Below are 22729 nucleotides of genomic sequence, written 5' to 3'. Positions count from 1 at the left end.
AGGCTAATCCGGGGTCATGCGGACGGTGCGCGATTATCAGTATGTTTCAGCGGATGACCGGGGGGCCTCTGTCGCCATCGGCAATTTTGATGGTGTGCATCTGGGCCACCAGCATGTGATGGATCTGGCCCGCATCCCCGCCGCCCCGCTTGGCATCCTGACGTTTGAACCCCACCCACGCGAATTCTTTGCCCCCGATGCCGCCTCTTTCCGGTTGATGAATGCGGAAGCGCGCGAAAACCGTCTGCAAAAACTCGGGGTTGAGCTGCTGTATGAGCTGTCTTTCAACAAAGCCCTGGCCAGTCTGGAGGCCGAAACCTTCGCCCGGGAGGTGCTGGCCGAGGGGCTGGGCCTGACCCATGTGGTGGTCGGCGCCGATTTCTGTTTCGGCAAGGGGCGGGCCGGAACCGCGCACGCCTTGCAGGAATTTGGCGCGCGTTACGGGTTTGAGGTGACCATTGCCCCGATCATGCAGGGCAATCTTGGCGCGGTTTCCTCCACCAATATCCGCAACGCGCTGAGCGATGGACGCCCGCGCGATGCCGCCGCGATGCTGGGCCATTGGCACCGGATCGAGGGGCCGGTGCTGCATGGTGAAAAACGCGGACGGGAACTGGGCTATCCCACGGCGAACATGTCTCTGGCGGGGCTGCATGTGCCGAAACTGGGCGTGTATGCGGTGATCATTGACGTGCTGGATGGCGCCCATCAGGGCAGCTATCACGGTGTCGCCTCGCTTGGCGTACGCCCGATGTTCGGCGGTGAAGAGCCCAATCTGGAAAGCTATCTCTTCGATTTCAAAGGTGATCTTTACGGCGCTGATCTGTCGGTGGGGCTGATCGAATTCCTGCGGCCAGAGGAAAATTTCGACGGGATCGACAGGCTGATCACCCAGATGGATGCCGACAGCGCACAGGCCCGCAGCCTTCTGGCCAAGCTGTGAGAAAGAGGTTCTGGGATCATGTGCCCTTGCACAGGATGACGCCTGAGGAATGGGAGGCGCTGTGCGATGGATGTGGCAAATGCTGCCTGAACAAGCTGGAAGATGAAGACACGGGCGAGGTTGCCCTGACCCGGGTCGCCTGCCGCCTGCTGGATGACAGCACCTGCCGTTGCGGGCAATATGACATCCGCAAGACGCTGGTCCCCGATTGCATCCGCCTGACCCCGCAAACCATGGGCGATGTGGCCTATTTCATGCCGGAAACCTGCGCCTATCGTCTACTCTATGAAGGCAAACCGCTTTACTGGTGGCATCATCTGATCTCGGGCGATCCGGCAACGGTTCATGAGGCCGGTATCTCGATGCGCGGGATCACCGTGCCCGAATTCGAGGTGTCTGAGGAAGACTGGGACAATTATATTATCGAGGAACCAGGTACATGAACTTTGTCTCTGACAATACCGGGCCTGCCGCGCCCGAGATTATGGCCGCGATGATCGCCGCCAATGACGGGTATACCATGCCCTATGGCAATGACCCGGTCATGGACCGCACCACCCAGAAGCTGCGCACCCTGTTCGAGGCGCCTGACGCCTCTGTTCATCTGGTGCCCACAGGCACGGCGGCCAATGCACTGGCCCTGTCGGTGATGGCAAAACCCTGGCAGACAATTTTCTGCCACCGGGAGTCTCATGTGGCGATTGATGAATGCGGCGCGCCGGAGTTTTATTCCGGGGGCGCAAAACTGTCCCTGATCGACGGGGAGGACGGCAGGATACCGCCTGAAGCCCTGACAGAAGCAATCACCGGCACCGCTCAGGGTGATGTCCATTCCGTGCAGCGCGGGCCGGTCACACTGACCAATGTGACCGAGGCAGGCACGCTGTATGCCATCGACCAGATCAAGGCGCTGACAGAGATTGCCAAAGCCCATGATCTGCCGGTCCATCTGGACGGGGCGCGGTTTTCAAATGCCTGCGCCGCGCTTGGCTGCACCCCGGCAGAGATGACCTGGAAAGCGGGTGTGGATGCGGTCAGTTTCGGCGGCACAAAAAACGGCTGTCTGGGTGTTGAGGCGGTGATCTTCTTCGATCCGGCGCAGGCCTGGGAATGTGAGATCAGGCGTAAACGCGGCGGGCATCTGTTCTCCAAGCATCGCTATCTTTCCGCCCAGATGGAGGCCTATGTGACAGACGGGCTGTGGCTGCGCCTGGCCGGGGCAGCGAATGCGGCCTGTGCGGATCTGGCCCGGGGGCTGCGTGCCCTCCCCGAGGCACGGCTTGTCCATGAGCCCGAGGGCAATATGATCTTTGTCGCGCTGCCCCGCGCCCTTCACAGGCAGGCGAAAGCAGCAGGCGCGCTTTATACGCTCATCGGCGCGGATAAAGCACTGGACGGGCCCGATGAAACCCCGCTTCTGTGCCGGCTGGTCTGTGACTGGTCCTGCACATCGGAGCGGGTTGAACAGCTTCTGGATCTGTTCAGACAGGGTGCGCAGTGATATGCGCCGCGATTTCAGCGGCCACCTGGGCCGGGTGGGTGATCGGCAGCATATGACCGGCCCCACTCACGCTGGCGCGAGTGGCGTCTGGCAAACCCGCCTCTAGATGGTCCAGAATATCGGGGATCACCGGCGCGCAATCCCCGCCTGCCAGCAACAGCGTCGGCGCGGTGACCTGCCCAAGCCGGGGCAAAATCCGGGCCGTATCGTCATGCAGGGCCCCGTTGCTGGCCGCGATCAGGTGAATCCGGTCCAGAATATTGCGCTGCTGCGGGTCTGACAGATCGTCGAACTCCGGGCCCTCCCCCCAAACCGACAGGAACACCCGCGCGGCAGCCGCCCTGTCATCGGCGCGGAAAGCCGGGTCAAGCCCGGCCAGCGCCTGTTCATGCGCCGCATGCCCTGGCCGCCCCCGGGCGGCGGCGAACAGCACCGGTTCGATCAGGGTCAGGCTGGCGATCCCCTGCGGATGTTCCTCGGCCAGACGCAGCGCAATGGTTGCCCCGAAACTGTGCCCGATCAGATGGCAGCGGCCTTCCGGCAGAAACCGGGCCGCATATTCCGTATTCTGATCATGGAAATCCTGCTGCCCGTCCCAATCCGGCCCGCGGCCATGGCCAATCAGATCAGGCGCGGTGGCGCTCAGGTGATCGGCCAGGGCCCGTGCGACCCCATCCCAGGCCCCGGAAGACGCAAGCGAGCAATGCAGCAGCAGGGCAGGTGCCGCCCCCTGCCCCCAATGCCTTGCATAGCCGCTCAAAGCTGCCCGGCAAGATGCAGGTCCAGATCTTCCAACCGGTCCTGCCCCAGAAATGCGCCTTGCCATCCACCACGAAGAACGGCGCGCCAAAGACATTATCGGCAATCGCCTCTTCCAGATTGCGGGCATATTCCTCGGCCCCCTGCAAAAGACCGCTATCGGCCAGCGCCGGGTCAAACCCGGCCTCGGTCAGGGCCGCGCGCACCACATCATCCTCGGCGATGTTCTTCTCCCCCGCCCAGACGGCAGAGGTGAGCGACAGCAGCAGCTTGCCCAGATCCCCGCCCCCGGCCTTTTGCGCCGCGATCAGCGCATAGGAGGATGGCGCCGGGTTGGTCGGCCAGAAGGCCGGCTTCGGGTTCAGCGCACGGCCCAGTTTTCTGGCGCGCCGGTCCATATCCTGCAACCGATAGGCCTGACGCGACGGGTGCCGGTCTTTCGGCGGGACACCCCCGGTACGCGCAAACAGCGCCATGATATCCAGAGGCTTGTAGGTGATCGTCGCACCATGTTTGGCGGCGATCGCCTCCAGCGGACCGGCGGACAGATAGGTGAAAGGGGAAATCGTTGCGAAGTAGAAGTCGATATGGGCCATCTCTGCCTCCGGTTTTGGCTTTGCGCGAAGCGTAGTCGGATGCTAGGGGGTGTCAACGCATCAAGGGCCGGGAAACGGCCCGCACCAGGGGACATCTTTCACATGCCTGCCACCGATCCGAAACTGATATCCGGCAATGCCAACCGCAAACTGGCCGATGCCATTGCACGGCGGATGTCGATGCACCGGGGCATGCAGGTAGGGCTGGTGGACGCACGGGTTGAACGGTTCAACGATCAGGAGATTTTCGTCGAGGTTTACGAGAATGTGCGCGGCGAGGATATGTTCATCATCCAGCCGACCTCGAAACCGGCGAATGACAATCTGATGGAACTGCTGATCATGGCCGATGCCCTGCGGCGGTCCTCTGCCGCGCGGATCACGGCCGTCATCCCCTATTTCGGCTATGCAAGGCAGGATCGCCGCACCAAGGCGCGCACGCCGATCTCGGCCAAGCTGGTGTCGAACATGATCGCCAAGGGCGGGTTGGAACGGGTTTTGACGATGGACCTGCACGCGGCACAGATTCAGGGGTTCTTCGATATCCCGGTGGACAACCTCTATGCCTCACCGGTTTTTGCCCTGGATATCCTGCATCAGTTTGATGGTGATATGTCTGATGTCATGATCGTCTCTCCCGATGTGGGCGGCGTAACCCGGGCGCGGGAACTGGCGCAGCGGATCGGCGCACCGCTTTCGATCGTCGATAAACGGCGGGAAAAGGCCGGCGAAGTGGCGGAAATGACCGTGATCGGCGATGTCACCGGCAAGAAATGCGTGATCGTGGATGATATCTGCGACACGGCCGGAACGCTGTGCAAGGCTGCCGATGTGCTGCTGGCCGCAGGTGCGACCGAGGTTCACGCCTATACCACCCACGGGGTGTTGAGCGGCCCGGCGGTGGAGCGGATCACCAAATCGGTTCTGAAATCCCTGGTCATCACCGATACGATCGAGGCGACAGCAGAGGTCACAGCCTGTAAAAACATCCGCATCTGCCCCACGGCCCCGATGTTTGCCCAGGCCATCCTGAATATCTGGAACGGCACCAGCGTCTCATCCCTGTTTGACACCGACACCCTGATCCCGATTTATGAGGGTCTCTATCCCAAAGGAATGCACGGGCGGTAACAAGACACGCTGGAATTCTCAAGAATTCCACGTGGAAAACTGGAGTTTTCCGTTGCCCCGCGCGGGCCGTGCAGGCCGCCTTAACAGACGTCCCACTCATCCTCGCCCTGAATCTCCCCCAAGGCCATCCAGCTGGCACGGACACGGGCGACACGGCTGTCACCCCATGTGCGAAAGACAATATCAAAACCGCTCAAACTGATGTTTTCGGCGCGCAAATCCGCGCGCTGATTACTGTTGCTTTCCATATCCCACATGGTCAGGGAGACATGGACCACCGGCAGGGTCTTGAAGGATTGCGAAAAATCTGTCCTGAAACGCGCCTCTCGCGGACCTTCACCGGTCCACATCTGCCCCCCATCCTCAAAATCCGAGAACAATATGCGGGAGCCTTGATCAACCCCGATCAGATGATTTCTGAGCCGTTTCATTACCTGTCTTTCCTACTCGTCACTCATACATACACCTTATGTGTATTCAAACTGCCGCACCTTGATGAAACGCATCCCCTGCCCGTTACGGTTGATCCGCCGGAAAGCGCGCTTCGGTATGAGCCAAACATACATCGACCCAGCCTTGGCAAGTATCCCAGCGGCAAAATGATCAAAAAAAGGGAAAATGTGGCAATAAATGTAAAAAACCCCGCCCAGGTCAGCCGGACGGGGCAGAATCCTTGAAAATGGTCGGATCAGCCTGCGTTGACCTGATCACGCAGGGCGATCATATCCGCCACCAGTTTGGCCGCCATATCGGCGCCCGTATCGCTGGCGGCGTCACGTTTGGCTTCTGCCTCGGCGACAAGCTCCGCCATGATCTCTCCGGTCACCTCCGACAACGGCAGGGCGCGTTCGGCCAGAATCGTTGTCGCCGGGCCGGACACATCGGCGAAACCACCGGTGACGGCAAACTGCACCATCCCGTCAGGCCCGTCGACGGTCAGCACACCGGGGCGCAGCGTGGTGATCGTGGGGGCATGATCGGGCATTGCCGTCATGTCCCCGTCTGCACCCGGAATCTGAACCGATTTGGCCTGCACCGAGGCCAGACGGCGTTCGGGCGAGACCAGATCGAACTGCATCATATCGGCCATGTCTCAGCCCCTCCTTACGCGGCTTCCGCAGCCATCCGCTCGGCTTTGGCAACCACTTCGTCAATCCCGCCGACCATATAGAAGGCCGCTTCGGGCAGGTGATCATATTCGCCGGCAACCACGGCCTTGAAGGACGCAATCGTTTCCTCCAGCGGAACCTGCACACCATCCGAACCGGTGAACACTTTCGCCACATCGAACGGCTGGCTAAGGAAACGCTGGATTTTCCGGGCGCGGGCCACGGTCAGTTTGTCCTCTTCGCTCAACTCGTCCATGCCGAGAATGGCGATGATGTCCTGCAAGGACTTATAGCGCTGCAGGATCCCCTGAACATCGAAGGCGACAGTGTAATGTTCCTCGCCCACAACGGCCGGGTCCATCAGACGCGAGGAGGAATCAAGCGGGTCCACAGCCGGATAGATACCCAGCTCGGAAATCGCGCGGTTGAGAACCGTGGTCGCATCAAGATGCGCAAAGGACGTGGCGGGTGCCGGGTCGGTCAGATCATCCGCAGGCACATAGATCGCCTGCACCGAGGTGATCGACCCGTTCTTGGTTGACGTAATGCGTTCCTGCATCGCCCCCATATCCGTGGCCAGCGTCGGCTGATACCCCACGGCAGAGGGGATACGACCCAGAAGCGCAGACACTTCCGAACCCGCCTGGGTGAAGCGGAAGATATTATCGACGAAGAACAGAACATCAGTGCCCGACTGGTCACGGAAGCTTTCCGCCATGGTCAGGCCCGACAGGGCAACCCGCATCCGCGCACCCGGAGGCTCGTTCATCTGGCCATAGACCAGCGCCACTTTCGATTTGGTCAGGTCTTCGGCGTCGATCACGCCGGATTCGATGAATTCGTAATAAAGGTCGTTGCCCTCGCGGGTCCGCTCTCCCACGCCTGCGAAGACCGAATAGCCCGAATGCACCTTGGCGATATTGTTGATCAGTTCTTGAATAAGAACCGTCTTGCCCACACCGGCACCGCCGAACAGGCCGATCTTGCCGCCCTTCGCATAAGGCGCCAGCAGGTCGATCACCTTGATCCCGGTCACAAGGACTTCCGACGCGGTGGATTGTTCGATGAATTCCGGCGCATCCGCATGGATCGACCGGGAGTCGCTGGCGCCGATCGGGCCTTTTTCATCCACCGGTTCGCCGACCACATTCATGATCCGGCCCAGGGTCGCATCGCCCACGGGAACCGAAATCTGACCTGCGGTATCCGTGACATCCTGACCACGGACAAGCCCCTCGGTCGCATCCATCGCGATGGCGCGCACGGTATTTTCACCCAGATGCTGCGCCACTTCGAGGACCAGCGTCTTGCCGTTGTTATCCGTTGTCAGCGCGTTCAGGATCTCCGGCAGGTGATCTTCAAACTGCACGTCAACGACGGCGCCGATGACCTGCGTGATCTTGCCTTTTGCATTTGCCATATGGTTGTCTCCAGCGTTGTCGTTAAAGCGCTTCGGCGCCCGAAATAATTTCAATCAGTTCATTGGTGATGACCGCCTGACGCGACCGGTTGAACTCGATGGTCAGCTTGTCGATCATCTCGCCTGCGTTGCGGGTGGCGTTGTCCATGGCGGACATCCGTGCGCCCTGCTCCGAGGCGGCATTTTCCAGAAGCGCGGTGAAAACCTGGGTGGCGACGCCGCGCGGCAACAGGTCTTCCAGAACCGCCTCTTCCGAGGGTTCATAGTCGTAAAGCGTGCTTTCGCCCGCCTCTTCGGAGGCATCGAACACCGCCGGGATCACCTGCTGCGCGGTCGGGATCTGGCTGATCACCGACTGGAACCGGTTGAAATAGAGCGTGGCAACATCAAATTCGCCCGCGTCGAACCGGCTCAGCACATCGCCCGCGATCTCAACCGCGTTGGCATAGCCGACACGCTTCACCTCGGTCAGGTCCACATGATGGATCATGTGATCGGCATAGTCGCGCTTCAACTGTTCGCGGCCCTTCTTGCCGACAGTGACGATTTTCACCGTCTTGCCCTTGCCCAGAAGCTCTGCAATCCGGGTACGGGCCAGCCGCACAATGGTGGAGTTGAAGCCGCCACACAGACCGCGTTCCGAGGTCATCACAACCAGCAGATGGGTCTGATCGGCACCGGTGCCCGCCAAAAGGCGCGGGGCCCCCGCCGAAGAGCCGACCGAAGCCGCCAGACCGCCCATCACATCATCCATCTTCTCAGCATAGGGGCGGGCCATTTCCGCCGCTTCCTGCGCCCGGCGCAATTTCGCGGCGGCGACCATCTGCATCGCCTTGGTGATCTTGCGGGTCGATTTAACCGACTCGATCCGGTTTTTTAAGTCCTTGAGACTTGGCATTGCCTGGTCCCCTTACGAGAAATCAGCGGCGAATTCGTCCAGAACGGCCTTCAGGCGGTCTGCGGCATCGCCTTTGATTTTCGGGTCTTCATTGGTCAGCCAATCCAGCACATCGCCGTGTTTGGACCGCATATGGGCCAGCAGGCCCTGTTCGAACCGGCCCACATCCTTCACATCGACCGCATCCAGATACCCTTCGGTGCCCGCGAAGATCACAACCACGATTTCCGCATTGGTCAGCGGCGCATATTGCGGTTGTTTCATCAGTTCGGTCAGGCGCGCACCCCGGTTCAGCAGGCGCTGCGTCGAGGCATCAAGATCAGACCCGAATTGCGCAAAGGCCGCCATTTCGCGGTATTGCGCCAGTTCCAGTTTCACCGGGCCCGCAACCGATTTCATCGAATTGGTCTGCGCCGATGATCCGACACGAGACACTGACAGGCCGGTATTCACCGCCGGGCGGATGCCCTGGAAGAACAATTCGGTCTCAAGGAAGATCTGGCCATCGGTGATCGAGATCACATTGGTCGGAATAAAGGCCGACACGTCGCCACCCTGGGTTTCGATGATCGGCAGCGCGGTCAGGGAACCGGCCCCATGGTCTTCGTTCAGCTTGGCCGAACGCTCCAGCAGGCGCGAATGAAGATAGAACACATCGCCCGGATAGGCTTCACGCCCCGGCGGGCGGCGCAACAGCAGGGACATCTGGCGATAAGACACCGCCTGTTTCGACAGATCATCATAGATGATCAGCGCATGTTTGCCGTTGTCGCGAAAATATTCGGCCATGGCGGTCGCGGCATAGGGTGCCAGAAACTGCATCGGCGCGGGGTCGGACGCGGTGGCGGCGATCACGGTGGTGTATTCGATGGCCCCGCTTTCTTCCAGCTTCTTGACCAGTTGCGCCACGGTGGAACGTTTCTGCCCCACGGCCACATAGACACAATAAAGCTTCTTGCTTTCGTCATCCCCGGCCGCGTCGTTATAGGCTTTCTGGTTCAGGATCGTGTCCAGCGCCACGGCGGTCTTGCCGGTCTGACGGTCGCCAATGATCAACTCACGCTGGCCACGGCCGATCGGGATCATCGCGTCGATGGCTTTCAGGCCGGTGGCCATCGGCTCATGCACGGATTTGCGCGGGATGATGCCCGGCGCTTTCACATCCGCCACCCGGCGTTCGGCGGATTTGATCGCCCCCTTGCCATCCAGCGGGTTGCCAAGGCCATCCAGCACCCGGCCCAGCAGGCCCTCGCCCACGGGCACATCCACGATGGAATTGGTGCGTTTGACGGTGTCGCCTTCCTTGATGGCCTGGTCAGACCCGAAGATCACGACACCCACATTATCGGCTTCAAGGTTCAGGGCCATGCCCTGGATGCCGCCGGGAAATTCGACCATCTCCCCGGCCTGCACATTGTCCAGACCGTAGACCCGGGCGATCCCGTCACCGACTGAAAGAACCCGGCCCACCTCGGCCACTTCGGCATCCTGTCCGAAACTCTTGATCTGTTCTTTCAGGATCGCAGAAATCTCTGCTGCTTGGATCGCCATGTTATCCGACCTCTTTCATAGTGTTTTGCAGGGCGTTGAGCTTGGAACGGATCGAGCTGTCGATCATTTTCGAGCCAACTTTGACAACAAGACCGCCGATGAGGCTTTCATCAACGGTCGCATTCAGGTTCACATCCTTGCCGACAGAGGCTTTCAGCGCTTTGGCGAGATTGCCGGCTTGGGTTTTGGTAAGCGGTTTGGCCGATACGACATCGGCGGTCACCTCGCCTTTATGCTCGGCGATTTTCTCGTGCAGCGCGCGCAACAGGGCAGGCAGGGCAAAAAGGCGGCGTTTGCCCGCCATCAGGCGCAGGGTGTTGCCGGTCATTGCGTTCAGGCCCATCCCGTCGGCAACGGCACCGATTGCAGCCTGGGTTTCATCCCGGCTGTAGATGGGCGAGATGATCAGATCGCGCAAATCCTCGCTCTCGGCCAGGGCCGCTTCCACTGCGGTCACATCGGCCTCCAGCGCATCAAGCAGGTTCGCTTCACTGGCCAGTTCAAACATCGCGGTCGCGTAGCGCGCAGCAATTCCGGTTGAAATCGAAGCAGGTTCGGACACGTCCACCCTTTCAGTTTATATCGTCTCGCCCGGGCCGTGCGAGGCTGGCACCCGGGCAGTTCGCGTGTTCATGCGGATGGAGCGCCCGCGTTTCCCCAAAATCGCGCCTGATCTAGCAGAGGGGTTGGCCTGCTGCAACAGCCACGACTCATCTGCGAAATTCATGCGTTGGCTTTGTTTTCAAGGCTTTGCAGGTCAGGCCCGCAACTGCGACGCTTTGAAGCTTGGCTCGATAGACAGTTTCTATCGGGAAATCAGCGATTCTGGGAGTCCATGGGAAAGCCGCCGCCGGACAGCCCGGCAGGCTGCGGCACCCCGTCAAGCACCCGTAACGGGCGGCGCAACTGTTCTGCCAGACCGGGCCGTGTGGGGGCATAGGCCTGTTTCGTGGCCTCCACCAGGATCACCCCGCCAGCGTAATAGGACGACAGTTTGCGCCCCATCTTTTCCACCATCTCTGCGGATCTCAGCCAGGCGCGGCGATTGCTGGGCGGCGCGAACAGGGCGGCGGCGTGACGTTCCGGCACAAACCCATGGCGTTTCAACTGCGCCTCAAGCTGGCTCAGACTATAGGGGCGGCCAAAACCGAACGGCGTTGCATCGCGCCGCGCCCACAGGCCTGACCGGTTGGGCACAATGAACAACGCCCGCCCGCCGGGGCCCAGCACCCGGGCGCATTCCTCCAGCACCGCGGCAGGATGTTCCGAAGTTTCCAGCCCGTGCAGGCAGACCACCCGATCCGCAAATCCGGTCTGTAACGGCCATTGCCCCTCGCGGCACAGGACCGAGACATTTTCGGCCCCCGCCGGCCAGGGCATCACACCCTGTTCGGCAGGCATCAATCCGATCACCCGGCGCGCATCGGGCAGATAGGGGCGCAGAAGCGGCACCGCAAACCCGAATCCCGCCATTGTCAGGCCCTTGCCGTCGGGCCAGAACGTCAGCATCTGATCGCGCACGGCTTTCTGCGCGATCCGCCCAAGGCGGGTGCGGTAATAGAATTGACGCAGGTCCAGAACATCGAGATGCATTGCAAACCCCTTGCCGGTGCGCGACGCTGTGCAGGCACCTTAGCCGCAGAGTCGGAGATTACCATGGCCGAGATCGCCCAGATCGTCACCATCCCCTGCCTCAGCGACAATTATGCCTTCCTGCTGCATGATCCTGACAGCGGCCGAACCGCCCTGATCGACGCCCCGGAAGCCGCCCCGATTCTGGCCGAACTGAAAGCGCGCGGCTGGACGCTCAGCGATATTCTGATCACCCATCACCATTATGACCATATCGACGGGGTGGAGGCGTTGCGCACCGCAACCGGCGCCCGTGTCTGGGGTGCGGCGGCGGATGCGGCGCGCCTGCCCCCGCTTGATCATCCGCTGGCCGAAGGGGACAAGGTGCAGATCGGCGGCCTGACCGGCACGGTGATTGACGTGCCCGGCCATACAATCGGTCATATCGCCTTCCATTTCCCCCAGGTCCATGCCGTCTTCACCGCCGACAGTCTGATGGCGCTTGGCTGCGGGCGCCTGTTCGAGGGCAGCCCGGCCCAGATGTGGGACAGTCTGCAGAAGCTTGCCGCCCTGCCCGATGACACGCTGGTCTGCTCGGGTCATGAATATACGGCGTCCAACGCAAAATTCGCCCTGAGTATTGAACCCCGCAACCCAGAGCTTATCTCTCGGGTCGAGCGGATCAGACAGGCGCGCTCCGCGAACATTCCCACCGTTCCCAGCACATTGGCCGAAGAACTGGCCACAAACCCATTCCTGCGCGCCGATCTGGAGAATCTGAAAGCCGGGATCGGAATGCAGGGCGAGAGCGCAAAAGATGTTTTTGCAGAAATACGTGTCCAAAAAGACAGGTACTGATCAAGCCGACAAAAAACGCCTGAAAACAAGGCACCATGCTTATGACCATAGAAAAAAGGCCTCTATTGCCAAAGTTACCATTCTGCAACCCAATGTTTCATCAAAAATGCCTTGAAACCCGCCCGTAAAAACCGAAGCTTAATATGATGAGGCCACAGTCAGCGGGCCAGCCATGCCCCGCCGCATAGGAAAAGGAGCACCACACGTGCCGTCGTTTTCGAACACCCTTGAGCAGGCCATTCACGCAGCGCTGGCGCAGGCCAATGCGCGCCGTCATGAATTGGCAACATTGGAGCACCTTTTACTGGCATTGCTGGATGAACCCGATGCCGCCAAGGTCATGAAGGCCTGCAGCGTCGATATCGACGCCCTGCGCAATACATTGGTGAATTTCATTGATGAGGATCTTTCGACCCTGGAAACCGATGTGGAAGGGTCCGAGGCTGTGCCAACCGCTGCTTTCCAGCGTGTGATCCAGCGCGCCGCGATCCATGTCCAGTCCTCGGGCCGGACCGAAGTGACCGGGGCAAATGTACTGGTTGCGATCTTTGCAGAACGCGAATCGAACGCCGCCTATTTCCTGCAAGAGCAGGATATGACCCGCTATGACGCGGTGAATTTCATCGCCCACGGGGTTGCCAAGGACCCGTCCTATGGCGAAGCCCGGCCCGTATCCGGCGCGACCGAGATGGAAGAAGACGCAAGCCAGTCCGGTCGGGATGCAGGTGACGACGGTGAGCAGAAGGAATCAGCGCTGACAAAATATTGCGTCGATCTGAACGACAAGGCCGAGAAAGGCGATGTGGACCCCCTGATCGGCCGCGATCACGAGGTAGAACGCTGCATTCAGGTGCTGTGCCGCCGCCGCAAGAACAACCCGCTTCTGGTGGGGGATCCGGGCGTGGGGAAAACCGCCATCGCCGAAGGTCTGGCGCGGAAGATCGTCTCGGGCGAAACGCCCGAGGTGCTGTCGGGGGCCACGATCTATTCGCTCGACATGGGGGCCCTGCTGGCCGGAACACGCTATCGCGGCGATTTCGAGGAACGGCTGAAAGCCGTGGTCAACGAATTGGAAGATCACCCCGATGCGGTGCTGTTCATCGACGAAATTCACACGGTGATCGGCGCGGGCGCCACCAGCGGCGGTGCGATGGATGCCTCGAACCTGCTGAAACCCGCGCTTCAGGGCGGAAAACTGCGCTGCATGGGCTCCACCACCTACAAGGAGTTTCGCCAGCATTTCGAGAAGGACCGCGCGCTCAGCCGCCGGTTCCAGAAAATCGACGTGAATGAACCCTCGGTGGAAGATGCGGTGAAAATCCTGCGCGGTCTCAAACCCTATTTCGAGGATCATCACGACATCAAATACACCAATGATGCGATCAAAACCGCCGTGGAACTGTCGGCGCGCTATATCAATGACCGCAAATTGCCGGACAAGGCCATCGACGTGATTGACGAGGCCGGGGCCGCACAACATCTGGTGGTGGAAAGCAAACGCCGCAAAACCATCGGCACCAAAGAGATTGAAGCCGTGGTCGCCAAGATTGCGCGGATACCCCCAAAAGCGTCTCGAAAGACGATGCCGAGGTGCTGAAAGATCTGGATGTCACCCTGAAACGCGTGGTCTTCGGGCAGGATAAAGCCATCGACGCCCTGTCCTCCGCGATCAAACTGGCCCGCGCCGGCCTGCGTGAACCGGAAAAACCCATCGGCAATTACCTGTTCGCCGGCCCCACCGGTGTTGGCAAGACCGAGGTCGCCAAACAACTGGCCGATACGCTTGGCGTGGAACTTCTGCGCTTCGACATGTCGGAATATATGGAGAAACACGCCGTATCCCGGCTGATCGGCGCGCCGCCGGGATATGTCGGCTTTGATCAGGGCGGGCTGTTGACCGATGGGGTGGATCAACATCCCCATTGTGTGCTGCTGCTCGATGAAATCGAAAAAGCACACCCGGATGTGTTCAACATCCTGTTGCAGGTGATGGATCACGGCACCCTGACCGACCATAATGGCCGGTCGGTCGATTTCCGCAATGTGGTTCTGATCATGACCTCGAATGCCGGGGCCACGGAACAGGCCAAGGCCGCCATCGGTTTTGGCCGCGACCGGCGCGAAGGCGAAGACACCGCCGCGATTGAACGGACCTTCACACCGGAATTCCGCAACCGTCTGGATGCGGTGATCAGCTTCCAGCCCCTGCCGAAAGAAACGATCCTGCAGGTGGTCGAAAAATTCGTGTTGCAGCTTGAGGCGCAGCTTCTGGATCGCAACGTGACCATTGAACTGACCCGCCCCGCAGCAGAATGGCTGGCCGATAAAGGCTATGACGACAAAATGGGCGCCCGCCCGCTTGGCCGGGTGATCCAGGAACATATCAAAAAGCCCCTCGCCGAAGAGCTTCTGTTCGGCAAACTGGCCAAAGGCGGCAATGTTCAGGTCGGCCTGAAAGACGGAGAGATCGACCTGCGTATCGAAGAGCCGGGCAGCCCCCGGATCGGATCGAAAAAGCCACCGCTTCTGACAGCGGAATGACCCGACAAAGATCGGCATGGATCAAGGCGGCCCTGACCGGGGCCGCCTTTCTTGCATCTGCCGCCCGGGCCGATGCACCGCTGCTGGTCTTTCCGGTGGATTGCACGCTTGGTGAAACCTGTTTTCTGCAACAATTCGTGGATCGGGACCCGGGCCCCGGCGCGCGTGATTTCACCTGCGGCCCGCTCAGCTATGACACCCATCAGGGCAGCGATATCCGCGTGACCGATCTGGAAGCGATGGAGGCTGGCGTGAGTGTCATCGCCGCCGCCCCCGGCACGGTCCGGGCCACCCGCGACGGGGTGCCCGATCTGGGCCGCGCGGCCATGCCCGAGGGGCAGGATTGCGGGAACGGCGTTGCGATCACCCATGGCGACGGATGGGAAACACAATATTGCCACCTGCGCATGAACAGTGTCGCGGTGGCCCATGGCGATAGGGTCGAAGCCGGAACACCGCTTGGCCTGATCGGGTTTTCCGGCAATACGGAATTCCCCCATCTGCATCTGACGCTGCGCCATGAGGGTCGGGTGATCGACCCGTTCGATCCCTCTGACACCGCCAGTTGCGGCGGCGGTGCCGCGCAGCTTTGGGCCGACCCGATCACCCCGCAGATGGGCGGGTTCATCTCCGCAGGCTTTGCCGATGCGATACCCGATTACGATGCGATCAAGGCGGGCACAGCGGATGCCGCCAGCCTCTCTGCCCGGCAGGCCCCGGCTCTGGTGGTCTGGGGGTTTCTGTTCGGCGGGCAGGCCGGGGATCAGGTCAGGCTGTCCATCACCGGCCCGGATGGGGCGGTGATACATAGCCAGACGACAACGCTTGAGCGGACACAGATACAGCTTTTCCGCGCCTCGGGCCGCCGGACACCGCCCCAGGGATGGCAGGCAGGCCCCTATCTGGGCGACCTGACCCTGGAACGAGGCGGCACCCTGATCGACCGGATCGAGACCCGCGTCATGCTCGATTGAGGCCTATCCGCCATCCTAAGCGGCATCTGGATTGAGGTAACGGAGGGCCTTGTTGTACGAATGTTTGAGAGCTTCACTGTTTGCGTCCAGCGTGATAGCTGGCAGTCATGAGCAGTTGGTCCCCTACGAGTACAAGACCAGGAACTGGGCTTCGTACAACAGAGCGCTGAAGCAGCGCGGTTCTCTTGCAATCTGGTTTGATCCCGAGATGCGCTGGCGCGCGCCTGCGACTGGCAAGCGCGGCCGTCAACCGGAGTTCAGTGATGCGGCCATCCGGGTCTGCCTCACGATGAAGGTCCTTTTTGGCATGCCGCTTCGGCAGACGACTGGGTTTGTCGAAAGCCTGCTGCGGCTGGCCAGGCTCGACTGGAAAGTGCCGGACTTCAGCACTTTGTGTCGCCGTCAGAAGACACTGCACGTCACCATCCCTTACCTTGGCGGGTCTGGTAGATCGGCATCAAGCCCATGAGCCGCATCAGACGCCCGATCCGCTTTTCATTGACCAAATGACCGTCGTTGCGCAGATGCCAGGTCATTTGGCGAACACCAAAGAACGGCGTTTCCAGGAACTGCTCGTCGATCTGGCGCATCAACATCAGGTTCATCGCCGTCTCGCCTTTGGGCTGGTAGTAAAACGACGACCGCGAGATCGACAGCAGATTGCACTGCTTGCCAATCGACAAATTGGGATTGTCCTTCTCGACCATGCCGCGCCTCACTTCAGGCCCCAGGGCTTGAGCTTTCGTGACAAAAAATCGTTGGCCACCGCCCGCTCCCCAATCTTTGCGTGCAGCTCTTTGACCTGTTCTTCGTCGATCTCTGGGGCTTTCTTTCCACCCCGCTCAAACACGCCTGACGCGCCTTCCAACAGCGCCCGCTTCCAACTGTGGATCATCGTGGGATGGACGCCAAACTGGCTCGACAGCTCAGCAACAGTGCGTTCCCCCTTCAAAGCTTCAAGCGCAACTTTCGCCTTGAACTCAGCGCTGTGGTTCTTCCGTTTCGACATCTCTGATCTCCTCTTCGTCGGAGATCAGCAGACAGCAAATCATAGCTTACGTCAGTGTCCAAATTTCGGGGGGTAGCTCAGACTGAATGGCTCTGGACTTACAACAACGAGCGACCCAACATGGGTATCGGCGGCATAACACCCGCCATGAAATTGAAAACAGCCGCGTGAATTCTACGGCTGGACCCCACTAAAAATGGGGGATTACCCCAATGCCATTTTGAAAAGTAACGCCATCTCGCCAAGAGCAAAGCTCGTCTACGCCCTGCTCCTGTCGTACGCATGGAACAATGACTTCTGTTTTCCTGGCCAGGATACGCTAGCTGATCACATCGGCATCGCGCGTGGTACTGTCAATCGCCATGTGCAGGAATTGGCTGACAAGGGCTTCATCAAGATCACAAGGAAGGGTCAAGGGCGCGCTAACGTCTACGAGTTGAATCTGAAAGCGCGCGTCCTTGGCAAGCATCGGTGACATTCAGATGTCACAAATCATGACATCAAGATGTAACATATTTGGACTTCTAGGCAGCGTACTTACAAAGAGCTTCACGTTTCCAGCCTGTTATGATTCATTTCCCGCAAGACAATATGCGGAGCAGTGGAATGGCGCGGTCAGATTTGAGCGATTTGGAGTGGGAGTTCATCAAAGCAGTGCTCCCAAATAACAGCCGAGGGGTTAAGCGTGTCGATGATCGGCGTGTGATCAATGGCATCTTCTATGTCTTGCGCACAGGCATCCCGTGGCGCGATTTGCCCGATCAATACGGCCCCTACACAACGATCTACAACCGTTTCAACCGATGGACTTATGCGGGCATTTGGGATCGGGTAATGGAGGCGGTCGCCGATGCGCACAATATCGACACCGTGATGGTGGATGGCACATCGGTTCGGGTTCACCATTCTGCAGCGACGCTCAAAAAAACGACCCGCGTCGTTGCATGGGCCGGTCGCGGGGTGGGTTAACCACGAAAATACATGCACTTACCAATCAGGACGGGTTGCCGATCCGCTATGAACTGACGCCGGGCCAAGCCCACGATGCACCCCCATGCGAACAGCTTTTGGACGGGCTGCAACCTGGCCAATACGTTCTGGCTGACAAGGCATATGACGCGGATTCGATCCGCAAGATGATCTGGGAACAGGGCGCCATCGACGTCATCCCGTCCAAATCCAACCGCAAACTGCCCGCCGAGTTCGACGTCGATATCTATCGCGAGCGCAACAAGATCGAGCGGTTCTTTGGCCGCCTCAAAGCTTCCTTCCGCCGTATAGCCACCCGATACGAAAAGACATCTGCCAACTTCTTGGCGATGATCAAACTCGCATCCGTCAGGCTATGGTGCCAGTTTTATGAGTCCGCTGCCTAACTGCATTCTTTGCGCCTCCCGTCGTTCTTGGCACGCCAAAAGTGGAGCTTTTTAATGTTGGAATTACGAACAAGGACATTTTTGCAATGGTGTCTGGCGGGTTTGCTGGTCCCAATGCTCAGCGCACCGAATCTTGCATTCAGTGATGCAATATCCGTCCAGAATACCACGTATTTTGGTCGGATAGTCGATGTTTCATCAACCACTGTGCTCTTCGACATCGAATGCTCAGGGCAAGTGTATAGCTTTGATAAGCAGTCGGTTACGGGCATTTTCCCCGAAGGCAACTTCGTCTACACGGATGTGAATGGGAACAAAGTGTCAGAAAGCGTATATGGTTGCTCGGCTCCTGTAGATGTTGAAGAAGCCAGCGGAGGAGATGGCGTCAACTCTGCCGGCATAAATTTCTGTGAGAGTTTTCGAGAAATGTTTGGTCGCGATCCTAGCTGGTCAGATAACCTAATGGTGGTACAAGCGGTTCTGTCTGACGGTTCCAATGACGGTTTGGGAACCAACGACTTCTACTATTTTGATGATGTCGAGTTCCGAGATGGGCGACCATTAGGCATCAACTTCTCAAATAACAGCGCGCGACTAATCCGAAAAAAGTCGACTGAAGATGGCATTTATGTTTGGCGGATGTGGTCGGACGGCGACCCAATACTTGGAGTCAGCCCAAATTACTGCGATTGGAATTGATCGAGACTAATGCCGCAACCCCCGCTCTGCATGGGCCTCCTGGCTGTCTAGCTGTCCCTCAATCTCTCGGCGGCGGCCCTCGCTAAGGTCAAGCTTTGTTGCAAGCTCTCGTCCAGCGTCTTGTAGCTCTCCACGTCGTTCAGCAATCCGCTCAAGGCCTTCATGGATGCGGTTTGTGACCGAATGAGCAAGGCCACGCAGTCTTTCAAGCCAGCCAGTTCCCTCTCGATCCTGCCGGTCGAGCGTGTCTCCAAGGCGGTCAAATCCTTCGCGGAGGCTTCTGAGGCCGTCACCAACCGCTCGACGCAGGCGAGCAAGTCGCGTTCCAAGGCTGTCAGTTGGGTCATCTAAAGCACCCTGCCTGAAACTTGAATCACAAACACCCTGCCACGCTTCGCGTTCCCGGGACATTTGTGATAAGCGATGTCTCAGGTTTAAGGCAGCATGCTATAGTCCTCCTCGATCCGAATGCAGGTGACGTGTCTCTCGCCCATCGTGCAGGTACGTAGGCGTGTCTTCGATGGGTCCAGGATCAGCCAGGTCCCCTCGGGACGCTCGATCCGCGTCAGACCCATCTCTGTCAGCTCCGAGCGCGTCAGGTGCACCGTCCAAAAAAAGCTCGCGGCCACCATCGAGGCGATCCCCGTCAGCACCATCGCCGCGATCAGCCAGGGCGAGATCGTCAGCCAAAGGCGGATCGATCTCAGCCGCGTCTCGAAGATGCTCGCCGTCTCGGTCTGAAAGCGGCGCGTATCGCTCGCGATGGTATGCTGCGCGGCGCCCGCAATGTTCTTCAAATCGATCCTGAAGCTCTTGAGTTGGGATGAGATCGAGGCGACGTGTTCCTGCCTGATCGTGTCGAGCTCCGCGTTCAACTTCTCGCTCAGCCGGGTCGGCTTGCCAGTCTTCATGGAAAATCTCTCCTTTCAACCGCCAGCGTTCGCCGGTTTCGGGATCGCGGGCAGTGATGTAGGCCTTGCCGATGCGCGGCAGGTCGAAGCCCGCGTCGGTGAGGGCGTCGATCATCGTCGCGCGGTCGGTGATCAGGCCAATGTCGATCTGGTCCTGTATCCAGGAGTGCAGCTCGTCCCGTCCTTGCGCGCGGGTCATCGAGGAGCGCGGCGAGCTGGCGTTCGATCACCACAAGGCGACGCGCGACGGTCAGCGTGTCGAGATCGGCGCGGCCAACTTTCATGGCATGGTTCAGCCAGCGGGCGATCTGATTAAGGTTGCCGCCGATACGCCCGACGGCGAGCACCAGCGCCGGATCGACACGCGGGACCGGCTTGCGGCGACGGGCCTCGGTGAGGCCAAGCGCCTCGCGTAGAAGCGTCGCGGCAGGCAGGCCAGCGGCCTCGGCCTTGGCGCGCAACTGGGCCTTCTCTGCCGCGGTGCAGCGGAAGACGAAGGTCTCGCTCAGCGGCTCTTTGGCGCGGGCTGTGCCCGCGCCGGTGGGGTTCGAAGGGGAGGCTTGCCGCCCCTCGCAAGGTCCCGTGTCAGCAGCGTCAGCGTATGACATGGGTCGCCTTGCTGATTGCTCTTCGGTCGGATCGGTTGCGGTCATGATCTGAGACCTGCGGCTTGGATTTGGGCCTGCGTCACCAGCTCTGCGGCCAAGAGTGCATCGATCTGACCGGGCGTGATGTGGCGGCAAAGCGGATGGCGATCTGTGACCCAGTTTGCCAAGCCTGCCAACATCTCGGCTTTCTTGGCCGTCGTCGCTTCGCGGTTCTTGGCAATGTCCTCGACATAGACGCGCCATCGCCCCGACTTGAACCAGTTGTCCGAGAAACAGACCTTCGAGCGGGTAAAGCCCGCGCTCTCCGTGGCGTAGGCCGTCACTGCCTGCAACAGGTCCTCCGCCTCCGTCCCTGAATCCAGGGTGTCCCTGATCCGGTTGAAGCACTCAGCCTTACCGCGCAGACGGTCGGGCGGATAGGCTGCCAACACCTTCTCAGCCTCTTCATCCGCCCCCGCCCCGCGTTCACGCGTAGGTGGTTTATGGATGGTTTTAGGATGGTTTGGGGGCCGTGGTGGCCACGGTACCCCGGCCACTGTGGCCCCCGTTCCGGGTCCAGTCTGGACGGGGTCCACTGTGGCCCCCGTCTCGATATCGGGCTCGGCAGTCAGTTCCAGCGCATCGATCCGGGCGAGGTCGATCCGATATACGACCGTGAATCCGTTCTTGCACCCCCGCGCGCCGGTCTCGACCAGGATGCCTTCCTTCAGGAACTCCCGGATCGTCCGTTTGACCGTCGTCTCCCCCAACTCCGTATGCCGCTGGATCGTGCCTTTCGAGCACCAGATACCCGAACCATCATCCGACGCCTTGTCCGCCAGGAACATGATGATCTGCTTGCGCGTGGCACTTCCGAATTTCCGCTCGGCGCACGCATTTGCCACCCGCCAGCTCACGAGAACGCCCCAAAAGCCGCACGGACGTGCGAATTTTGTACAGGTTTTGTACGAGATTTCGGTCGTTTTCGGAGAATTTGGCGGAAAACGAAACGGGCGTTTCTGCACGCTTCTGCACAACAGGCTGAAAATAAGTCATATTTTTCAGGTGTTTTTGGCGACCCCGGCAGGATTCGAACCTGCAACCTGCCCCTTAGGAGGGGGCTGCTCTATCCAGTTGAGCCACGGGGCCGTGCGTTTCGTTTCTGGGCGATTTTGACAGGCGGTGCAAGCATCGCCATTCCCTTGGACAAGCAAAACCGGACCGCGTATCAACACAAGGGCAGACACAAAAAACGGAACGGCATTTTGCGCGGACGCAACCCTTTTGACGGCAAACCTCAACTGACCCTCCGCGATGTCGCCGAGGCGGCAGGTGTGTCGGAAATGACCGTCAGCCGTGTGCTGCGCAACAGGGGTGATGTGTCTGATCGCACCCGCGTCAGGGTGTTCGAGGCCGCGCGCGAACTGGGCTATGTGCCTAACAAGATTGCCGGGGCGCTGGCCTCGAACCGGGTCAATCTGGTGGGTGTGGTGATCCCGTCTTTGTCCAATATGGTATTCCCTGATATCCTGGGCGGCATCGGCAAGATGCTGGATGACACACCGCTGCAACCGGTCATCGGCACCTCGCATTACGACCCCGATACCGAAGAAAAAGTCATCTATGAGATGCTCTCCTGGCGGCCCTCGGGCCTGATCGTCGCGGGGCTGGAACACACAACTGCGGCGCGGGCGATGATGCGCAATGCCGGCATTCCCGTAGTCGAGGTGATGGATGTCGATGGTGACCCGGTTGCCGCGGCGGTGGGGATTTCACATATCAGGGCGGGTCAGGATATGGCCCGTGAGATCATCGCCCGGGGCTATCGCCGGATCGGCTATCTCGGCTCTGGCTCGGGCGGGGATCATCGCGCCCGCAAGCGCCTTGAAGGGTTCCGCAAAGGTCTGGACGAGGCCGGGGTCGCGCTTGCCGACAGTTGTTTCTATGAAGGCATGTCGGGCTTTGGCACCGGTCGTAAAATGACCGCAGAGATGCTGACCCGCCTGCCGGATCTCGATTTTCTCTATTACAACACCGATATGAACGCCGCCGGCGGGTTGCTCTACTGTCTGGAAAACGGAATGCGTATTCCAGATGATATCGGGCTGGCCGGGTTCAATTCTTTCGATGTGCTGGACGGGTTGCCGATGCGGATCGCCACGATGGACAGTTGCCGGACCGAGATCGGCGCGAAGGCCGCCGAACTGATTGCCGCCAATGCCCTGTCAGACGCGCTGATCGCACTGGAACCGACATTCCTTGAAGGTGAAACCGTTCGCCCACGGGCCTGAAAC

The 22729-nt window shown here is 59.9% G+C and carries 23 protein-coding genes, 1 tRNA gene and 4 pseudogenes; 13 read left to right on the top strand and 15 right to left on the bottom strand.

Translation table 11 applies throughout. The annotated features are described in order from the left end of the window. Positions 1-16 precede the first annotated feature (16 nt). Genes E2K80_RS02265 through E2K80_RS02255 form a run of 3 tightly spaced genes read left to right on the top strand, consistent with a single transcriptional unit; the run spans position 17 to position 2444 of the window. Positions 17-943 carry a bifunctional riboflavin kinase/FAD synthetase gene (locus E2K80_RS02265; protein ID WP_135372365.1) on the top strand — a complete coding sequence of 309 codons (927 nt, stop codon included), beginning with the start codon at positions 17-19 and terminating at the stop codon, positions 941-943. After that, a complete protein-coding gene (locus E2K80_RS02260; RefSeq protein WP_135372363.1) occupies positions 940-1386 on the top strand; it encodes a YcgN family cysteine cluster protein in 447 nt (148 codons plus the stop codon). Before E2K80_RS02265 ends, E2K80_RS02260 begins: the two co-directional genes overlap by 4 nt. Further along, entirely contained in the window at positions 1383-2444 is a 1062-nt protein-coding gene (locus E2K80_RS02255; RefSeq protein ID WP_135372361.1) for a threonine aldolase family protein, read from the top strand. The genes E2K80_RS02260 and E2K80_RS02255 overlap by 4 nt, the downstream gene beginning before the upstream one ends. Here the strand turns inward: E2K80_RS02255 and E2K80_RS02250 are convergent. Both E2K80_RS02250 and E2K80_RS02245 read right to left on the bottom strand, forming a co-directional pair. Next, positions 2425-3204, bottom strand: coding sequence for an alpha/beta fold hydrolase (locus E2K80_RS02250; RefSeq protein WP_135372359.1), 780 nt, complete (start codon positions 3202-3204; stop codon positions 2425-2427). The genes E2K80_RS02255 and E2K80_RS02250 overlap by 20 nt on opposite strands. Further along, positions 3201-3799 (bottom strand): annotated as a pseudogene (locus E2K80_RS02245) (2-hydroxychromene-2-carboxylate isomerase). Before E2K80_RS02245 ends, E2K80_RS02250 begins: the two are co-directional and overlap by 4 nt. Before the next feature lie 102 nt (positions 3800-3901). Between E2K80_RS02245 and E2K80_RS02240 the strand changes: the two are divergent. Next, the gene (locus tag E2K80_RS02240; RefSeq protein WP_135372357.1) at positions 3902-4930 is read left to right on the top strand and encodes a ribose-phosphate pyrophosphokinase; all 1029 of its coding nucleotides are present in this window, start codon (positions 3902-3904) and stop codon (positions 4928-4930) included. Positions 4931-4998: 68 nt separating this feature from the next. After that, positions 4999-5607: a hypothetical protein gene (locus E2K80_RS19990; RefSeq protein WP_443216545.1), complete on the top strand. Its 609-nt coding sequence runs from the start codon at positions 4999-5001 to the stop codon at positions 5605-5607. An 11-nt stretch (positions 5608-5618) separates the two neighbouring features. On the opposite strand, the gene E2K80_RS02230 is transcribed toward E2K80_RS19990, so the two are convergent. The 6 genes from E2K80_RS02230 to E2K80_RS02205 all read right to left on the bottom strand — a co-directional run bounded on the left by E2K80_RS02230 (position 5619) and on the right by E2K80_RS02205 (position 11501). After that, on the bottom strand, positions 5619-6020 hold the full coding sequence (locus E2K80_RS02230) for a F0F1 ATP synthase subunit epsilon (protein ID WP_135372353.1): 402 nt from the start codon (positions 6018-6020) through the stop codon (positions 5619-5621). A gap of 14 nt (positions 6021-6034) precedes the next feature. Further along, a complete protein-coding gene (gene atpD / locus E2K80_RS02225; RefSeq protein ID WP_135372351.1) occupies positions 6035-7459 on the bottom strand; it encodes a F0F1 ATP synthase subunit beta in 1425 nt (474 codons plus the stop codon). A 22-nt stretch (positions 7460-7481) separates the two neighbouring features. After that, entirely contained in the window at positions 7482-8357 is an 876-nt protein-coding gene (locus tag E2K80_RS02220; RefSeq protein WP_135372349.1) for a F0F1 ATP synthase subunit gamma, read from the bottom strand. 12 nt (positions 8358-8369) lie between these two features. Beyond that, complete coding sequence (gene atpA / locus E2K80_RS02215; RefSeq protein WP_135372347.1) at positions 8370-9908, bottom strand: F0F1 ATP synthase subunit alpha; 1539 nt, start codon at positions 9906-9908, stop codon at positions 8370-8372. Between the two features lies 1 nt (position 9909). After that, positions 9910-10470: a F0F1 ATP synthase subunit delta gene (locus tag E2K80_RS02210; RefSeq protein WP_135372345.1), complete on the bottom strand. Its 561-nt coding sequence runs from the start codon at positions 10468-10470 to the stop codon at positions 9910-9912. A gap of 254 nt (positions 10471-10724) precedes the next feature. After that, positions 10725-11501 (bottom strand): class I SAM-dependent methyltransferase, encoded by a 777-nt coding sequence (locus E2K80_RS02205; RefSeq protein ID WP_135372343.1) that lies wholly within the window; start codon positions 11499-11501, stop codon positions 10725-10727. A gap of 63 nt (positions 11502-11564) precedes the next feature. Here E2K80_RS02205 and gloB point away from each other — a divergent pair, with 63 nt between their 5' ends. The 4 genes and pseudogenes from gloB to E2K80_RS02185 form a co-directional block, all read left to right on the top strand. Beyond that, positions 11565-12338: a hydroxyacylglutathione hydrolase gene (gene gloB, locus E2K80_RS02200; RefSeq protein WP_135372341.1), complete on the top strand. Its 774-nt coding sequence runs from the start codon at positions 11565-11567 to the stop codon at positions 12336-12338. 205 nt (positions 12339-12543) lie between these two features. Next, positions 12544-14879: pseudogene (gene clpA / locus E2K80_RS02195) on the top strand (ATP-dependent Clp protease ATP-binding subunit ClpA). Next, on the top strand, positions 14876-15853 hold the full coding sequence (locus E2K80_RS02190; protein ID WP_135372339.1) for a M23 family metallopeptidase: 978 nt from the start codon (positions 14876-14878) through the stop codon (positions 15851-15853). The pseudogene clpA and the gene E2K80_RS02190 overlap by 4 nt, the downstream one beginning before the upstream one ends. A gap of 115 nt (positions 15854-15968) precedes the next feature. Next, a pseudogene (locus E2K80_RS02185) lies at positions 15969-16301 on the top strand (transposase); the annotation flags it as partial. Here E2K80_RS02185 and E2K80_RS19400 read toward each other — a convergent pair. Together E2K80_RS19400 and E2K80_RS02175 are read right to left on the bottom strand one after the other, a co-directional pair. Beyond that, positions 16273-16389, bottom strand: a complete 117-nt coding sequence (locus tag E2K80_RS19400; RefSeq protein ID WP_238475753.1) for an IS3 family transposase — start codon at positions 16387-16389, stop codon at positions 16273-16275. The pseudogene E2K80_RS02185 and the gene E2K80_RS19400 sit on opposite strands and share 29 nt — an antisense overlap. A 179-nt stretch (positions 16390-16568) precedes the next feature. Beyond that, positions 16569-16862: a transposase gene (locus tag E2K80_RS02175; protein ID WP_135372336.1), complete on the bottom strand. Its 294-nt coding sequence runs from the start codon at positions 16860-16862 to the stop codon at positions 16569-16571. A gap of 196 nt (positions 16863-17058) precedes the next feature. Here E2K80_RS02175 and E2K80_RS02170 point away from each other — a divergent pair, with 196 nt between their 5' ends. The 3 genes and pseudogenes from E2K80_RS02170 (at position 17059) to E2K80_RS02160 (ending at position 18937) form a co-directional block, all read left to right on the top strand. Then, positions 17059-17337, top strand: coding sequence for a helix-turn-helix domain-containing protein (locus tag E2K80_RS02170; RefSeq protein WP_135372334.1), 279 nt, complete (start codon positions 17059-17061; stop codon positions 17335-17337). Between the two features lie 92 nt (positions 17338-17429). Further along, positions 17430-18238, top strand: a pseudogene (locus E2K80_RS02165) (IS5 family transposase). A 54-nt stretch (positions 18239-18292) separates the two neighbouring features. Then, the gene (locus E2K80_RS02160) at positions 18293-18937 is read left to right on the top strand and encodes a hypothetical protein (RefSeq protein ID WP_145988577.1); all 645 of its coding nucleotides are present in this window, start codon (positions 18293-18295) and stop codon (positions 18935-18937) included. Between the two features lie 47 nt (positions 18938-18984). Here the strand turns inward: E2K80_RS02160 and E2K80_RS02155 are convergent, their stop codons facing one another. The 5 genes from E2K80_RS02155 to E2K80_RS02135 all read right to left on the bottom strand — a co-directional run bounded on the left by E2K80_RS02155 (position 18985) and on the right by E2K80_RS02135 (position 21584). Further along, on the bottom strand, positions 18985-19284 hold the full coding sequence (locus E2K80_RS02155; protein ID WP_135372330.1) for a hypothetical protein: 300 nt from the start codon (positions 19282-19284) through the stop codon (positions 18985-18987). Positions 19285-19371: 87 nt separating this feature from the next. After that, positions 19372-19848, bottom strand: coding sequence for a hypothetical protein (locus E2K80_RS02150; RefSeq protein WP_135372328.1), 477 nt, complete (start codon positions 19846-19848; stop codon positions 19372-19374). Then, the gene (locus E2K80_RS19265) at positions 19845-20456 is read right to left on the bottom strand and encodes a plasmid mobilization protein (RefSeq protein ID WP_238475752.1); all 612 of its coding nucleotides are present in this window, start codon (positions 20454-20456) and stop codon (positions 19845-19847) included. The genes E2K80_RS02150 and E2K80_RS19265 overlap by 4 nt, the downstream gene beginning before the upstream one ends. 41 nt (positions 20457-20497) lie before the next feature. Next, a complete protein-coding gene (locus E2K80_RS02140; protein ID WP_238475625.1) occupies positions 20498-21460 on the bottom strand; it encodes a hypothetical protein in 963 nt (320 codons plus the stop codon). 47 nt (positions 21461-21507) lie between these two features. Then, positions 21508-21584 (bottom strand) — tRNA-Arg (locus E2K80_RS02135). A 116-nt stretch (positions 21585-21700) separates the two neighbouring features. On the opposite strand from E2K80_RS02135, the gene E2K80_RS02130 reads away from it, so the two are divergent. After that, positions 21701-22726, top strand: a complete 1026-nt coding sequence (locus E2K80_RS02130) for a LacI family DNA-binding transcriptional regulator (protein ID WP_135372322.1) — start codon at positions 21701-21703, stop codon at positions 22724-22726. Positions 22727-22729 lie beyond the last annotated feature (3 nt).

The organism is Rhodophyticola sp. CCM32 (assembly GCF_004751985.1).
In the GTDB taxonomy this organism is placed as follows: domain Bacteria; phylum Pseudomonadota; class Alphaproteobacteria; order Rhodobacterales; family Rhodobacteraceae; genus Rhodophyticola.
Note: the sequence above shows the minus strand (reverse complement) of the source record. Positions and strands in the feature narration are given on the sequence as shown.

What these genes read in the sequence shown, in the direction of transcription:
- E2K80_RS02265 (WP_135372365.1), top strand. Translation starts at nt 17, where the DNA reads ATGCGGACGGTGCGCGATTATCAGTATGTTTCAGCGGATGACCGGGGG.
- E2K80_RS02255 (WP_135372361.1), top strand. Translation starts at nt 1,383, where the DNA reads ATGAACTTTGTCTCTGACAATACCGGGCCTGCCGCGCCCGAGATTATG.
- E2K80_RS02240 (WP_135372357.1), top strand. Translation starts at nt 3,902, where the DNA reads ATGCCTGCCACCGATCCGAAACTGATATCCGGCAATGCCAACCGCAAA.
- E2K80_RS02230 (WP_135372353.1), bottom strand. Translation starts at nt 6,020, where the DNA reads ATGGCCGATATGATGCAGTTCGATCTGGTCTCGCCCGAACGCCGTCTG.
- atpD (WP_135372351.1), bottom strand. Translation starts at nt 7,459, where the DNA reads ATGGCAAATGCAAAAGGCAAGATCACGCAGGTCATCGGCGCCGTCGTT.
- E2K80_RS02220 (WP_135372349.1), bottom strand. Translation starts at nt 8,357, where the DNA reads ATGCCAAGTCTCAAGGACTTAAAAAACCGGATCGAGTCGGTTAAATCG.
- atpA (WP_135372347.1), bottom strand. Translation starts at nt 9,908, where the DNA reads ATGGCGATCCAAGCAGCAGAGATTTCTGCGATCCTGAAAGAACAGATC.
- E2K80_RS02205 (WP_135372343.1), bottom strand. Translation starts at nt 11,501, where the DNA reads ATGCATCTCGATGTTCTGGACCTGCGTCAATTCTATTACCGCACCCGC.
- gloB (WP_135372341.1), top strand. Translation starts at nt 11,565, where the DNA reads ATGGCCGAGATCGCCCAGATCGTCACCATCCCCTGCCTCAGCGACAAT.
- E2K80_RS02190 (WP_135372339.1), top strand. Translation starts at nt 14,876, where the DNA reads ATGACCCGACAAAGATCGGCATGGATCAAGGCGGCCCTGACCGGGGCC.
- E2K80_RS19400 (WP_238475753.1), bottom strand. Translation starts at nt 16,389, where the DNA reads ATGACCTGGCATCTGCGCAACGACGGTCATTTGGTCAATGAAAAGCGG.
- E2K80_RS02175 (WP_135372336.1), bottom strand. Translation starts at nt 16,862, where the DNA reads ATGTCGAAACGGAAGAACCACAGCGCTGAGTTCAAGGCGAAAGTTGCG.
- E2K80_RS02170 (WP_135372334.1), top strand. Translation starts at nt 17,059, where the DNA reads ATGGGGGATTACCCCAATGCCATTTTGAAAAGTAACGCCATCTCGCCA.
- E2K80_RS02160 (WP_145988577.1), top strand. Translation starts at nt 18,293, where the DNA reads ATGTTGGAATTACGAACAAGGACATTTTTGCAATGGTGTCTGGCGGGT.
- E2K80_RS02155 (WP_135372330.1), bottom strand. Translation starts at nt 19,284, where the DNA reads ATGACCCAACTGACAGCCTTGGAACGCGACTTGCTCGCCTGCGTCGAG.
- E2K80_RS02150 (WP_135372328.1), bottom strand. Translation starts at nt 19,848, where the DNA reads ATGAAGACTGGCAAGCCGACCCGGCTGAGCGAGAAGTTGAACGCGGAG.
- E2K80_RS19265 (WP_238475752.1), bottom strand. Translation starts at nt 20,456, where the DNA reads ATGTCATACGCTGACGCTGCTGACACGGGACCTTGCGAGGGGCGGCAA.